Source organism: Thermanaerovibrio velox DSM 12556 (assembly GCF_000237825.1).
GTDB classification, from domain to species: domain Bacteria; phylum Synergistota; class Synergistia; order Synergistales; family Synergistaceae; genus Thermanaerovibrio; species Thermanaerovibrio velox.
Genome location: NZ_CM001377.1, coordinates 987,953 through 1,002,519 on the forward strand (window position 1 = coordinate 987,953; position 14,567 = coordinate 1,002,519).

A 14,567-nucleotide genomic window follows, 5' to 3' on the forward strand; every position below is an offset into this window, starting at 1 on the left:
GTTCGCACGGATAATCACATATTACAACAAATGGAGAGGGTCCAAAGACCCCCTCCATCATAGCAGGCCTCAGCGGACAACAGACTAGCGCTTCTCTATCACCTTGTCCACTATGCCATAGGCACAAGCTTCATCGGCGGACATGAAGAAATCACGATCGGTATCCCTGGCAATCCTCTCCAGGGGTTGCCCGGTATGATTGGATAGAATCGAGTTGAGGATCTCCTTAACCCGCAGTATCTCCCTGGCCTGAATCTCGATATCCGATGCCTGCCCCTGAGCTCCGCCCAACGGCTGATGAATCATTATCCTCGAATGGGGCAAGGAGATCCTCTTACCCCTCTCCCCTGCAGCGAGCAACACCGCCGCCATGCTGGCTGCTTGCCCGGTGCAGATGGTGGAAACAGGACATTTAATATATTGCATGGTATCGTAAATGGCCAAACCAGCAGTAACAACCCCCCCGGGGCTGTTTATGTAAAGGTATACATCCTTATCGGGATCCTCGCTCTCGAGGAACAACAACTGAGCCACCACGAGGTTGGCCAGGTGGTCATCTATCTCCTGACCAATAAATATTATCCTATCCTTAAGCAGGCGGCTATATATATCGTAGGATCTTTCTCCCCTGCCCGTCTGTTCTATAACATAAGGGATCAGATAAGACAACGGGATTCCTCCTCTCACCCCTAAACCAAGACTCCCAATCCACTAAAAGGTCTTAGGCTTGGGGCACCTCTTCTATCTTTATATTAGACATCAGCCAATCCAAAGTCTTCCTCTTCCTTATGGAGCTGGCCATCTCATCGAGCCTGGAGCGATTTGAGGCTAGGAATGAACGGAACTTAGCCTCTTCAATCCCAACGCTGGCAGAGACCCTTCGTATCTCTTCCTCCAGATCCTCAGGGGCAACTTCTATACCCTCCCTATCCGCCAACGCCCAGAGAACGAGCTCCTTCTTTATGAGATCCCTGGCCCGCGCCAACATCTCCTCCCCAAGCTTCTCCTCATCAGTGCCAGACTCCTTGAGGAAATCCTCCCACTCCTTGCCAGTCTGCCTCTTTACTCGGTCCTTTTCCTGAGACAGCAGATGATCCCTTTCCCTCAGGGCCATTTCCTCAGGGACCTCCACTTCACAGGCATCGCAGAGCGCCTGAAGCGCCGCGGTCCTAGCCGCATCCTCGGAACGGGCGGCTAAACTCCTTTCAATACCCTCCCGAATCGCCTTCCGCAGCTCCTCCGCGGTCTTGCACTCCCCACGAGATACTCGCTCCGCAAGTTCATCGGTCAACTCCGGGATAACTACCTTCATTAAGCCCCGTATGGACATGGCGTACCGCACGACCTTCCCAGCCACCTTCGGGTTGTTATAGCCCTCGTCAACCCGTATGTCCACAGAGACCTCATCTCCAACGGATTTACCCACCAGGGCATCAACGATGTCAGGCCTTATAGAAGGATTGGACAGCTCCACTTTGGTAATCTGAGAGTCCTCCAGCTTCTCTCCCAGCTCATCCCCATCCAAAACCCATGAGCTGTAAAGCACCTCCACGACGTCTTCGGAGGTTATGGGCCTTTCTTCCACTACCGGCTCATGGGTAGCGTTGGCCTCTAAAATACGGCCTATCTCCTCCTGAACCATCTCATCGGTCACGGAGAATACCGGCTTCTCCACGGAAAGGGAGGCTATGTCAGGGAAATGCACCTCGGGCCGCAGGGAGAAAGTAAACTCCATCTCCAACGGCTCCCCTTCTTCCACCTTGCCAAGCTTAACCTTAGGATCCTCCATAAGGGTGAGATCATACTCCTGGATGATATCTCCCATCACCCGGGGAAGGATCTGGTCCACCGCCTCTTCATATATGGCCCCCTTCCCCAGGAACAGCTCCAAGGTCTTGCGGGGGACATGGCCCTTACGAAATCCCTTAAGGTTGACCTTCTTGGAGAGATCTCTCACCGCAGCAGATACGGTCTTGGAGAAAGAATCAGCATCCACCACAGCCTTGATCACCAGCTTGTTCTTATCCTGCGAGATTATCTCGGATTTCAACCAACACAACCCCTTTCAGCCCTATACCCGCATGGTATTTGAAGGACAACGGTCAGTATAACACAGCAAACCCCAAAAGGGCACGGCATACCTTAACCCAGATTGGGCGGACACCGGGCCAGCATAGCAATAATGCCGCCCCAAGGGCGGCATTACTCTCTAAAGATGGTGGGTGGTAGAGGATTCGAACCTCTGACCTCCTCCGCGTCAAGGAGGCGTTCTACCCCTGAACTAACCACCCAACGAGCGGCATTCTACAGATTTTAGCTGGATCTGTCAACACATGAGAGCTAGGAAGTAAAATTCCCCCTAAACCACTCGTACATCGCCAACGCAGCGGCAACGCTCACGTTGAGCGATCCCGTCTCCCCAATCATGGGAATTCTAAGCACTTCGTCACAAGAAGTCGCCACTACCCTTCCAAGCCCCTTGCCCTCGGACCCCACCACCAAGGCCATCCTCCTCGGCATGGGCGATTCGAAGATGGACCTCTCACCATTCGCCTCTATCCCAATAACCCAAAGCCCAAGTCGATCCTTTATATCTCTTATCGCCTGGGATACATTACCGATCATAACTATTGGCATTCTAAGGGCCGCTCCGGCACTGCATTTTACCACCGTACCAGTAGGGAGTGCCCCCCTCCTTGAGGGGGTGAGCACCGCAAACATCCCCACAGCCTCAGCAGTCCTTATCATGGCCCCCAGGTTATGAGGATCTTCCACATGGTCTAAAATCAGGATGTTCAAGGGCTTTGAAGGATCCGATGACATAACCATGGAGATCAGGTCTTCCATGCTCAGCATCTTAACCGGCGATACTCGAGCCACAAAGCCCTGATGAGCAGAAGACCCTGCTATGCGGTCCAAGGCCTCAGGATCAAGTTCTTGGAACGGGATCCCCTTCTTTTGACAAAGTCCAACTATCTTATCCCTAAATGGATCACTCCTGCCCTTGGACTTCGACATGTATAATTTAAGACATCCTCCATCCCCCTCCAATAGGGATAGCACTGGATTTTTCCCATATATCACATCAGCCACGTCTTCTTCGAAGGAACCAGGGACCCTTCGCTTCAATTAAACACCACTCCCATCGTCTTCCATCCTCACAGGCAGGGATTGCATCTCCTCCACACCATCACCAGCTAACCCCCTCAAGATGGCTTACTCATAAGTGCTTCACTGATAAAAACCGCCGTATGCCCAACACCTGAAGCCGCCAACTCCTCAGGAGTACCGGTAGCCACTACCCTTCCCCCACCATCCCCACCTTCAGGGCCAAGGTCTATTATGTAATCAACGGACGCAAGGACATCTAAGTTATGTTCTATTATCCAAACTGTATTGCCCTGATCCACAAGCCGGTGGAGCAACACCAGAAGCTTCTTAACGTCCTTGTAGTACAAGCCCGTTGTGGGTTCATCGAGGAGGTAGAGGGTATGCCCTCTAAAACGCTTACCCAACTCCTCCGCAAGCTTGACCCGTTGAGCCTCTCCACCGCTTAACGTAGTGGCAGGCTGTCCAAGTTTGATATAACCCAACCCTGCCTCCTCGAGGCTTCTAAGCCTGCCGATTATCTTTGGTATATCCCGAAACACCTCCATTGCCTCCTCAACGGAGAGTTCCAAAACATCGGCTATGCTGAGCCCCTTATAACGAACCTCCAGGGTCTCTCGGTTGTACCTCTTGCCCTTGCAAACCTCGCATACCACATAAGCATCCGGCAGGAACAGCATCGGAACTTTTATCACGCCCTCCCCCCTACAAGCCTCACAACGCCCACCTTTCACGTTGAAGCTGAACCTGCCCATCTCATACCCTCGTACTCTAGCCTCGGGAAGCTGGGCGAAGAACTCCCTTATTGCTGTAAAAACCCCAGTATACGTGGCAGGGTTGGAGCGGGGGGTCCTTCCAATTGGACTTTGATCCACCAAGACCACGTTTCTTATTCCCTCATACCCCTCCATTTCACGGAAGTGACCGGGACGTATGCGAAACCTCTCATCGAGTCTGGCTCTCAAGCCCTTGTATAATATCTCGTACAGCAAGGTGCTCTTCCCGGATCCAGAAACCCCGCTAAGGGCCCCCAACACCCCCAATGGGAAGCTAACATCCACATCCTTCAAGTTGTTTTCACGACAACCTTTAATGGATAGGTGCCCTTTCGGGGTCCTCCGCCCACCAGGAAGTGTAACCCTGCCGTCATCTTCTCCCCTTAGGTAAACAGCTGTAGCACTGTCACCCTTCTCAAAACTAGGCATTGGACCGCTAGCGACGAGCTTTCCTCCACGTTCCCCTGCTCCAGGCCCAAGTTCAATCAGGTAATCTCCTGCCTTCATGGTTTCCCTATCATGCTCGACCAATACAACCGTATTCCCAAGGTCTTTGATGGCCTTCAGCGTATCAAGAAGGCGTCCGGTGTCCCTGGGGTGTAAACCTATGGTGGGCTCATCTAACACGTAAAGGACACCTGTCAGCTTCGATCCTATCTGTGTAGCCAGCCTTATCCTCTGAGTTTCCCCTCCGCTTAGGCTGTCCGCCCTTCGCGACAGGGACAGATATCCAGCCCCTACGTTACACATGAAGGACAGCCGCCTTACCACCTCATCAAGAGCCACCTGAACAACCAACAACCTGGCTTCATCCAATTTAACATCCATTAGAAGCTGGAGAAGCCTCTCCACTGGCATATCGCTAAGCTGATCTATGGTATGACCAGCAAACTTAACTGCTAAGGCTTCCGGCCTAAGCCTACGGCCCCCACAAGCCGAGCACGGGGATTCATCCCTATAACGTGCCAATTCCTCCCGCACCGAATCGGAGTCAGTTCTATCCCAACGTCTTTCCAACCAAGGGATGAGCCCCTCGTATCTACCAACATATTCATCACCTGTCTCCTTAAAAGGCAGGGATAACCTAATGTCCGATCCGCTGATTATCGCCTTTTTTACAGATTCATCCAACTCACCGTAAGGAACGCTTAAATCCCACCCCATGACCGAAGCAAGCCTTTGTAGCTTGCCAAGCATGTAGTGCCCTGGCTTCCAAGGCAATATCCCCCCATCCATCACCGACATCCCCGGGATTATCGCTAGGTGCTCGGAGAAAAATTCACGACTTCCCAACCCTGAACACTTGGGACAAGCCCCTTTGGGGCTGTTAAAGGAGAACAAAGCAGGGTCAAGCTCTGGGATGCTCACCCCGCAGGATGGGCAAATGTACTGCTCCGTAAGGTCCATCCAGTCATCCCCGAACTCAAACCGCACAAAGCCACCAGACAACCTGACAGATGCCTCTATGGCCTCCACCAAACGACCCCTTCTATCCTCGTCCAGGGTAAAACGATCCACCAGGACGGAGATATCATGCCTCGTGTTCTTGTTAAGAGCTATCTCCTCATCAAGCCAAAGCAGCGAGCCATCCACCTTAACCCGCATGAAGCCCTGTTTTCGCAAAGAATCCAACAGGTTCTTAAATTCGCCCTTTTTACCACGCACCATGGGGGCATAGACTTCAAGTTTAGAATGGTTAAACCTGGAGAAAACCAGATCCACCATCTCATCCACCGAGTGTTTCACCACCGGCTCGCCACACGAAGGACAGTATGGCTGTCCCGCCCTGCTGAAGAGCAGCCTTAGATAATCGTATATCTCAGTGACAGTGCCTACCGTAGATCTTGGATTGTGTCCCGTACCCTTTTGCTCTATTGATATGGCCGGTGATAGCCCGGTGATTTCGTCCACATCGGGTTTATCCTGCATGCCAAGAAACTGCCTTGCGTAAGCCGAAAGGGACTCAACGTAACGCCTCTGCCCCTCTGCATAAAGGGTATCAAACGCAAGAGATGACTTCCCTGACCCAGAGGGACCTGTTATAACCGTAATGGTATTTTTAGGAATGTCTACGTCTATCCCTTGAAGATTGTGTTGTCTTGCTCCCCTTATTCTTATTATGTCCTCCAACGTTTTTCCCTCTTTCCAACCGCATGGCAGCTATGCCATCCCTAAGCCTGGCGGCTTCCTCAAAATCAAGCCTTGCCACCGCTTCCCACATAAGCCTCTCCATCTCTTCCAGACCCATCGGATACTCAACCCGCTTCTCCTTGGGACCCGAATGCATCTGCAGGTCTTCAGGCAAAAGGGATCTTACTTCCTTCACTATCGAGCGGGGCTCAATCCCCATTTTCTTGTTGTAATCCTCCTGTATCCTACGTCTCCTCAGCGTCTCCTCCATCGCACGCCTCATGCTGTCGGTGACGGAGTCCCCGTAAAGGATCACTCGACCTGCATTATTTCTCGCGGCCCTTCCTATCATCTGTATTAGGGATCGGAAGGACCTAAGATAACCCTCTTTATCTGCCTCCAATATGGCAACCAATGACACCTCAGGCAGGTCTATGCCTTCCCTTAACAGGTTAACCCCCACAAGGGTAGAAAAGGCTCGAGCCCTAAGGTCACGAAGAAGTTCCGCTCTCTCAAAGGCATTGAGGTCGCCGTGTATGTATCTAACTTTTATCCCCATCCCCTCTACATACTGAGATAGGTCCTCTGCAGAGCGCTTTGTAAGGGTCGTAACGAGCGAACATCCTCCCCTGTCCTGTTCAGATCGAAGCTCACCGATAAGATCCTCAACCTGGTTGGATGCAGGACGGACCTCTACCACAGGATCTAGCACACCGGTGGGACGGATTATCTGCTCCACCACCCTCTGGCTGGTGGAGAGCTCATAATCCCCAGGAGTCGCTGATACGAAAATAACCGTCCTCATGTACTCCTCGAACTCATCAAACCTAAGCGGCCTGTTGTCCAAGCAGGATGGCAACCTAAAACCGTGTTCCACGAGGATCTCCTTCCGGGCCCTATCCCCATTGTACATACCCCTAACCTGAGGTATGGTTATATGTGACTCATCTATGAATAGAAGATAATCCTCAGGGAAAAAGTCCATAAGGGTACCTGGTGGTTCTCCCGGGGACCTGCCCTCCAGATGCCTGGAGTAGTTCTCTATGCCTGAACAGTAACCTACCTGGTTCAGCATCTCAAGGTCGTAACGAGTCCTAGACTCTAACCTCTGAGCTTCGAGAAGCTTCCCATTAGCTTTTAGCTCCATCAATCGGGCCCCAAGCTCCTCTTCAATGGCCTTCATGGCCCTTCCCATGGTCTCCTTATCGGTTACATAGTGTTGAGCTGGGAACACCGCGCCGTCATCTTTGCTACTAAGGACTTTTGAAGTCAAAGGATCTATCTCCAGTATATCCTCTACTACATCATCCTCAAAAACCACTCGAAGGGCGCTGTCACTGTAGGACGGGTATATATCTATAACATCTCCTCGTACGCGAAACGTCCCAGGCTCAAAGGCCACATCGTTTCTTGCGTAGAATATGTCCACAAGCCGCCCCATGAATTCCCTTCTTGGATGCTCCTCTCCCTTCCGAAATCTAAATATCGCTTCTTCATAATTTTTCTTCTTCCCAAGACCATATATGCAGGAGACACTGGCTACCACTATCACATCCCTTCGCTCCACCAGGGCTTTTGTAGCAGCCAGTCTCAGCTTTTCTATGCGATCGTTTATGGACGCGTCCTTCTCAATGTAAACATCCTGAGCGGGAAGATATGCCTCGGGCTGATAGTAGTCATAATAACTCACAAAGTACTGCACCGAATTTTCCGGGAAGAACTCCTTGAACTCAGAGTAAAGCTGGGCCGCCAATGTCTTGTTGTGAGCCAACACCAGGGCGGGGCGCTGGAGAGCCTCTATAACCTTAGCCATGGTAAAAGTCTTCCCGCTGCCCGTGACCCCCAAAAGCGTCTGTCTTGAGAGCCCCTCCCTTACACCTCCTACCAAAAGCTCTATGGCCTTTGGCTGATCACCCGCGGGGGGCCACGGACTCTTAAGTGCAAAGGGTCTCAATCTATCCACCCCAATCAATCAAACTTGGGACGCCCCTTTAAATAAAAGGCGTCCCATATCATTCATTCTACCTCAATATCTCATCCCGAGCCCCAAACTAACAACGCTCAACGCGGCTATGCCATCTCAGTCTGAGGCTGGGCAAACCCCTTTCCCTTGACATCTTGCATAGCCCCATCATCACTCGCCACCTCTGGACGATCAGCTCCGGATGGGCCTAACGGAAAGGACGGCCCCCCATTGAGCAAGGCTTCCAACTCCTCAGCCTCTATTACCTCCCTCTCAAGGAGCAGCCTGGCTATGCTCTCCAGTTTAGACCGGTTCTCCTCAAGAAGACCCTTGGCCTTATCGTAACACTGATCAACTATTCGACGCACTTCCTGATCTATGGCGTAGGCCACTTCCTCACTGTAATTACGGTCTTCAACTATATCTCTTCCAAGGAAAACCTCGTGCTGTTTCCTACCCAGGGTTACAGGTCCGAGTTTGTCGCTCATCCCAAACTCGGTGACCATCTGACGGGCCAGCTGAGTCGCCCTCTCCAGGTCGTTCTGTGCTCCAGTTGTAACGTCATTGAAAACTATTGACTCCGCTACCCTGCCCCCGAGAAGCACGGATATTCGCTGGAGAAGCTCTTCTTTAGATATAAGGAAGCGATCCTCCTCAGGTAGCTGGAGAGTATATCCCAGAGCTTTATGCCCCCTAGGTATTATGGATATCTTATGTACCGGGTCACACCCCGGTAACAACTTAGCCACCAGGGCATGGCCAGACTCGTGATAAGCGATTATCTCCCTTTCCTTCTTGCTTATAACCCTAGACTTCCTCTCCGGACCAGCTATGACCCTGTCTATGGCCTCTTCAAACTCAGCCATGGATAGCACATCTTTGCCCCTACGACCCGCCAAGAGAGCGGCCTCATTGACCAAGTTCGCAAGGTCCGCCCCAACAAATCCCGGGGTCCTTCGAGCTATTACATCTAGGTTCACGGAGTCATCCAACCGTTTATCCCTGACGTGAACCTTCAGAATGGCAAGCCTTCCGTTGACGTCAGGCCTATCCACCACCACATGCCTGTCAAAGCGGCCCGGCCTCAGCAACGCAGGATCCAAAATATCGGGCCTGTTAGTAGCGGCTATCAGGATTATCCCGCTTCCAGCGTCAAACCCGTCCATCTCAACCAGCAACTGGTTTAGGGTTTGCTCACGCTCGTCGTGACCTCCACCCAAACCCGCACCCCTGTGTCGGCCAACCGCGTCTATCTCGTCTATAAAGATTATGCAAGGCTGATAGCGCCTCGCTTGATCGAACAGATCTCTTACCCGAGCAGCGCCTACACCCACAAACATCTCCACGAAGTCAGAACCGCTTATGCTGAAAAAGGGAACATCCGCTTCACCGGCCACCGCCCTCGCCAAAAGCGTCTTTCCAGTGCCTGGCGCACCAAGAAGCAGAACCCCTCTTGGGACCTTGGCCCCCAACCGGGCAAACCGTCCAGGGTCTTTAAGGAACTCCACAACCTCCTTAAGTTCCTCCTTAGCCTCCTCGCAGCCCGCCACATCACTAAAGGTGACCTTTGGCCGGTTATCTAGAAACAGCTTGGCCTTGCTCTTGGCAAAGCTCATGACCTTGCTGCCACCACCCTGCATGTTATAGAGGATGAATATCCATGCCCCTATCAAGAGAAGAGTGGGGAACAAGGAGGACATAAGGTTAGCCCACCACGGGGTACGCTGCGGTGGGACCACATCAACCTCGACCCCTTTGTCCACAAGGGTCTTCGCCAAGTCCCCGTTATCAAGCGAATAGGTCCTAAACTCCCGGCCGTCCTTAGCAACACCCCTTATCCCAATATCATCTATCGAGACCTTCTTAACCAAACCAGCGTTCACAGCTTTTATGAAGTCACTGTAAGGAACCACGTCTGGCTGCTTCCCTCCTCCATTAGGGGAGAGGAAAACGTTAACAAGGCTAACCACAAGGACGATCAACACCAGGTATAATCCCAAATTCTTCGCTATCTTTCCCAAGTTGTCCCAACGCCCCTCTTTCTAATCGATTCCCTCAAAACTTACCATTCCAGACCTTATAAACTAACACACATAGAGCTCATTCACTCAAGGTTCTCACGGAACATATCTCGGGTAGGTGTCTCCATTTACCCCCTGCATCTATGCCATAACCGACCACAAACCTATCCGGTATGATGAACCCCCTGAAATCGATCGGCACCTCCACCCGGCGCCTTTCGGGCTTATCTAGCAAGGCACATACGGAGAGGCTCTCAGGAGCCCTCTGGCGAAGCACATGGAGGAGGTAGGACACGGTAAGCCCGCTATCAACGATATCCTCCACTATCAAAACGCTCTTTCCCCTCACATCAGAATCCAGGTCTTTCAATATCCTAACAACTCCACTTGACTCGGTGGCGTTCCCATAAGAGGAAACGGACATGAAATCAAAGGATACGTCAAGGTCCCGATCTAGCTCCCTAGCAAGGTCGGAAAGAAACATAACTGCTCCCTTGAGTATCCCTACCATCACCAGTGACTTGCCACGGTAATGGTCTGATATCTGCCCTCCCAAAACCTTAACCCTGTCGTATATCTGTTCCTTGGTCACCAAGATGGAATCTATCTCATAGTTCACTTAATACCACCCCTAGCCTTTAGGCATAAGACGAACCCTAGCTATGATAGCACACATTGAAACGCTTATCGCGTCCCCCTTCCCCGGATACCATTCCCCAGCTGAACTCAACACCCTTGGGTATAAAGGGCGAAGCGGGCGAGGTACAGGACAAGATGATTCATCAAGTGGCTTGATAAACACATCCGGATCAGACAGATCCAGCGGAACATATCCAAGCTGAAGGTTGCTGCCACCTCGGAACGAGGCATCAGGGGTACGTGTTGTTGGGATATCAAATCGGATCAACCAAGGCCCCCATCGGACATCCACGTTGGACCCCGGGTTATTCAAAAGCTCCGACAAATTTACCCTCTCAACCTCGTGATAAGCAAGGGGCTCTTTCAAGAAATAAATCCGCTCCCTATCGCCAACCACCCACCAGCCAACCTTCCACGGGCATGAAAATGGCCCCTTGTCGCGTATCTTTCGCACCAACTCCTGGATCCTAACCCTATCCAGGGAGGGCAGCTTCAAGCAAGCCCCCTCCCCCCTGAGGGCCTCCGCTAAGTCCTGGGGGGAAAGCGACGCCGCCCTCTTCCTGTCCCATGTGACCCTAGCCGGATAAAATGGGCGTCGTAACCATGGAAGTATTGCCCCACGCCTACTTGTGATAATCAATCTATTCTTCAAACATTCTACAGAAAGATCGAAAATCCGATCAGAGAAAGCAGGATTTAGGTTGTCCTCTATCCAAGGTATAAGGTCTAGCCTAACACGGTTTCTAACGTAATCCCTAGATTGATTGGTCTCATCCTCCACCCACTCAACACCCAGCAGCTGAAGATAACGCCTCAGCTCCGATCGCCTCATAGCGATTACCGGTCTCACCCAAGGCCCTCTTCTGTGGGGCATACCTGCCAATCCCCAAATACCAGCCCCCCTTGTTAGGTTCAACATGACTGTCTCAACCTGGTCATCCATGCTATGGGCAGTTGCCACATACCCACATCCTTCAGACCTGGCAAGACCCTCTAGAAATTCGTGCCTGACCCGTCTGGCGGCCATCTCAATGGACTCTCCCTTAAGCCTTTCACATGGGACGTTGCGCCTTGCAACAAAACATCGAATTCCCCAAGCCCTCGCAAGGGACTCTACAAACTGGGAATCCCTATGGGATACCTCTCTTATTCCGTGGTCTACATGTCCCCATATTTGAGTACCCCCCCAAAAACGCCTAAGGAGTGCCCCCATGGCCACAGAGTCACCGCCCCCAGAAACGGCAACGATCATCTTAGATGCTCCCCACCATCCTTGCTCCTCCCCAGCGGCCCTTAGCCTAGCCCCAAGGGACTTCTCAAGACATGCAAGCTCCTCACACCTCATGACCATCATCACCCCAGAAGGAGGAAAATCCACAAGCCCGAAGGGCAAGGTGGACAAATAATTGTAGCTGCAAAATACGACAAAAAAAATAACCCCCCTTGCACAAAGGGGGGATAATATCTGGTGGCGGTGACTGGAATCGAACCAGTGACACTGCGGGTATGAACCGCATGCTCTAGCCAACTGAGCTACACCGCCCTGGTTGCGGGGGCAGGATTTGAACCTGCGACCTTCGGGTTATGAGCCCGACGAGCTTCCGGACTGCTCCACCCCGCGATACCCCTCTTGGTGCCGAGAGCGGGACTCGAACCCGCACGGGCACAGGGCCCCAGGGATTTTAAGTCCCATGCGTCTACCAGTTCCGCCATCCCGGCCAGCGCTGATCATTATATCACCGAAAGACATCTAGTCAACCCCAACGGGACAAACTTCAACTATCTACCCGAGAATCCCCCTTCTTCTACGACCTCTTTTATCAGCTCCCCTACCGCATCTCTTATCATATCCCTTATCTTGCGGGCTCCATTAAGCACTTCCTCATGGGAACCCTTCAAGGCCGCAGGATCCGGAAACGGCCAATGAAGTTTTCTGGAAACTCCGGGGTAATCTGGACAACGTCCCGCCACGGCGGCATCACATACCGTGACTACGATGTCAAACTCAAGCCCCTTATCCAATAGTTCCATAGCACTCTTAGAATAATGCATGGACATATCTATGCCCACTTCACTCATCACATCTTTTACTATCTGGAGCACCCCATCTCCGGGCTCAAGACCGGCACTCCAGACGTCAAACATATCCCCTCCCATATGCCTAAGAAAAGCCTCCCCCATTTGACTCCTTGCGGTGTTACGGCCACAAAGGAAAAGAACCCTCACCTTCTCCATCACATAGCTCACCCCCATCCTTAAAGTGATTATAAACCAAGGCTTCCTTGACTTTTGCAATCAAGCGTGGTAACCTTCCACTTCAGATATCGTGATGATATTTTATTATGATAAATAAAAGGAGGAGCTGCGAAATGGTCTTTCAGGGATCGACCTACCTCGGACTTCTTAAGGGATCTCAGGCAGTGAGCCGTCAACTCCCCCCCGCCATTCGGGAAGAGATACGTGTAATCCTTAGGGATGTTAATTACAACGTCCCGCGGAACGATGGATGTGCATCCTTGCGCCGTGAGCTGGGAGACTCCATCGGGCAATCTCCAGAACACATCCTTGTGTTCGGGTCATCCTCAGATCCATTTAGAGACCTAGCTTTATCCATGAGGGGTGCAAAGGTATTGATGCCCTGGGGCTGCGGGGGGGCAGCGGAGGTTTTTGCCTCTTTAGGGTTCGACGTAATTTCAGTGCCCCTAACGTACGATGGGAAATTTTCATTCCCCATAGAGTCGTTCCTGGACGAATGGTCCTCCGCTAGGCCAGACGTGGTTTACCTGGACATCCCAAATGACCCCACCGGGCTTAGCTTGTCTAAAGATGATTTAATCATGCTATCTCTATTCTGCGGCAATTCACTGTGGCTAATAGACCAACGTTACGCCGAGTTCTCAATCCAAGATGAGCTGGACCTTAAGTACCTTTTTGACCGGTGGCAAGGGAAAAAGGGATTGGGGATCATCCGCTCTCTATCCTTCGCGTGGGGACTTGGGGCCATGGACATCTCGTACATGGTATGGGATCACCGGGGAGGGGAAGCCGTTAAATTTCCGTCCTCAAACAAAATAGAAAGCCCAAGGGGTGAGATACTAACCCACTTAGTAAGGCGCTGTTACGGTTGGATGGAATCTCGAACCTACTCCTGTCGCTACATAAGAGATGAATTCGCGAAGGGATGTTCAAAGATACCGGGGATAGAGGTTTACCAAGGGGATGGCCCATTCTTATTGCTAGGTTTTAACGACCAGGTTTGGAGCCAAGTGGCCGACCTATTCACGCAAAGGGACTGGACTATTCCCATTGAAGTTCCGAACATAAACAGCCCATTTGTGCAGGTATTTGCGACATCGGAAGAAGCCTTAAGTAGTCTTTTAAAGGATATACTCCTCGTCACAGGAGATCACCACGTCGAAACGGAAGAGGGAGTAAAAGCTGCCATAGCTTAACTTTACGGTTTAAGCCTTGCAACAAAGCAGTTTAAAATATATGCTTGGTTGGAGCCCATCCTAAACCCACGAGGGGGGACGACCAAGGTGACCGACCGGTGGAAGGACAAGCTGACGGATCAGTTGTGTAGGGCAATTTTAGCTCTGAAAGAAGAGGATGAGGTGTATCGTTTCCTCGAAGATGTGGCCACAATAGGGGAAATAAGGGCCTTTGCCCAGAGGCTGGAGGTGGCAAGGCTGCTGAGCGAAAACATGACGTACCCTCAAATCGCCCAGAGAACCGGAGCAAGCACCGCCACCATAAGTCGAGTCAAGAAGTTCCTTGATTACGGAGCGGACGGCTATAAAACCGTCTTAAGCAGGTTAAAGGACCAAGGCAAGCCCAGAAACTGAATGGGAGGGGCCTACCCCCTCCCATTTTTATTCCGCTTTCATCTTGGGACCTCATACTTAACGTGCAAGGCGCCGCAGGTAAGCA

General features: G+C 51.7%; 11 protein-coding genes and 4 tRNA genes. 2 read left to right on the forward strand and 13 right to left on the reverse strand.

What is annotated here, in order from left to right:
• Positions 1–84: 84 nt before the first annotated feature.
• The 13 genes from clpP to THEVEDRAFT_RS04790 all read right to left on the reverse strand — a co-directional run bounded on the left by clpP (position 85) and on the right by THEVEDRAFT_RS04790 (position 12,872).
• Positions 85–669, reverse strand: a complete 585-nt coding sequence (gene clpP / locus THEVEDRAFT_RS04730) for an ATP-dependent Clp endopeptidase proteolytic subunit ClpP (RefSeq protein ID WP_006583576.1) — start codon at positions 667–669, stop codon at positions 85–87.
• Between the two features lie 52 nt (positions 670–721).
• The gene (tig, locus tag THEVEDRAFT_RS04735; protein ID WP_006583577.1) at positions 722–2,050 is read right to left on the reverse strand and encodes a trigger factor; all 1,329 of its coding nucleotides are present in this window, start codon (positions 2,048–2,050) and stop codon (positions 722–724) included.
• Positions 2,051–2,216: 166 nt separating this feature from the next.
• Positions 2,217–2,291, reverse strand: a tRNA-Val gene (locus THEVEDRAFT_RS04740).
• 49 nt (positions 2,292–2,340) lie between these two features.
• Positions 2,341–3,129, reverse strand: a complete 789-nt coding sequence (rlmB, locus tag THEVEDRAFT_RS04745) for a 23S rRNA (guanosine(2251)-2'-O)-methyltransferase RlmB (protein ID WP_006583578.1) — start codon at positions 3,127–3,129, stop codon at positions 2,341–2,343.
• 77 nt (positions 3,130–3,206) lie between these two features.
• Positions 3,207–6,014: an excinuclease ABC subunit UvrA gene (gene uvrA / locus THEVEDRAFT_RS04750; protein WP_006583579.1), complete on the reverse strand. Its 2,808-nt coding sequence runs from the start codon at positions 6,012–6,014 to the stop codon at positions 3,207–3,209.
• Positions 5,944–7,968: an excinuclease ABC subunit UvrB gene (uvrB, locus tag THEVEDRAFT_RS04755; RefSeq protein ID WP_006583580.1), complete on the reverse strand. Its 2,025-nt coding sequence runs from the start codon at positions 7,966–7,968 to the stop codon at positions 5,944–5,946. Before uvrB ends, uvrA begins: the two co-directional genes overlap by 71 nt.
• A gap of 116 nt (positions 7,969–8,084) precedes the next feature.
• Entirely contained in the window at positions 8,085–9,998 is a 1,914-nt protein-coding gene (gene ftsH, locus THEVEDRAFT_RS04760) for an ATP-dependent zinc metalloprotease FtsH (RefSeq protein WP_006583581.1), read from the reverse strand.
• A 79-nt stretch (positions 9,999–10,077) separates the two neighbouring features.
• Positions 10,078–10,617 (reverse strand): hypoxanthine phosphoribosyltransferase, encoded by a 540-nt coding sequence (gene hpt / locus THEVEDRAFT_RS04765; RefSeq protein ID WP_006583582.1) that lies wholly within the window; start codon positions 10,615–10,617, stop codon positions 10,078–10,080.
• A gap of 12 nt (positions 10,618–10,629) precedes the next feature.
• Entirely contained in the window at positions 10,630–11,982 is a 1,353-nt protein-coding gene (gene tilS, locus THEVEDRAFT_RS04770) for a tRNA lysidine(34) synthetase TilS (RefSeq protein WP_172634030.1), read from the reverse strand.
• 121 nt (positions 11,983–12,103) lie between these two features.
• A tRNA-Met gene (locus THEVEDRAFT_RS04775) sits at positions 12,104–12,180 on the reverse strand.
• 1 nt (position 12,181) lies between these two features.
• Positions 12,182–12,258: transfer RNA gene (locus tag THEVEDRAFT_RS04780), tRNA-Met, on the reverse strand.
• A 10-nt stretch (positions 12,259–12,268) separates the two neighbouring features.
• Positions 12,269–12,356: transfer RNA gene (locus tag THEVEDRAFT_RS04785), tRNA-Leu, on the reverse strand.
• A 60-nt stretch (positions 12,357–12,416) separates the two neighbouring features.
• Positions 12,417–12,872: an arsenate reductase ArsC gene (locus tag THEVEDRAFT_RS04790; RefSeq protein ID WP_040825763.1), complete on the reverse strand. Its 456-nt coding sequence runs from the start codon at positions 12,870–12,872 to the stop codon at positions 12,417–12,419.
• Between the two features lie 134 nt (positions 12,873–13,006).
• On the opposite strand from THEVEDRAFT_RS04790, the gene THEVEDRAFT_RS04795 reads away from it, so the two are divergent.
• Positions 13,007–14,089 (forward strand): aminotransferase class I/II-fold pyridoxal phosphate-dependent enzyme, encoded by a 1,083-nt coding sequence (locus THEVEDRAFT_RS04795; RefSeq protein ID WP_006583585.1) that lies wholly within the window; start codon positions 13,007–13,009, stop codon positions 14,087–14,089.
• An 87-nt stretch (positions 14,090–14,176) separates the two neighbouring features.
• A complete protein-coding gene (locus tag THEVEDRAFT_RS04800) occupies positions 14,177–14,482 on the forward strand; it encodes a YerC/YecD family TrpR-related protein (protein ID WP_006583586.1) in 306 nt (101 codons plus the stop codon).
• The last annotated feature ends 85 nt before the right edge of the window (positions 14,483–14,567 follow it).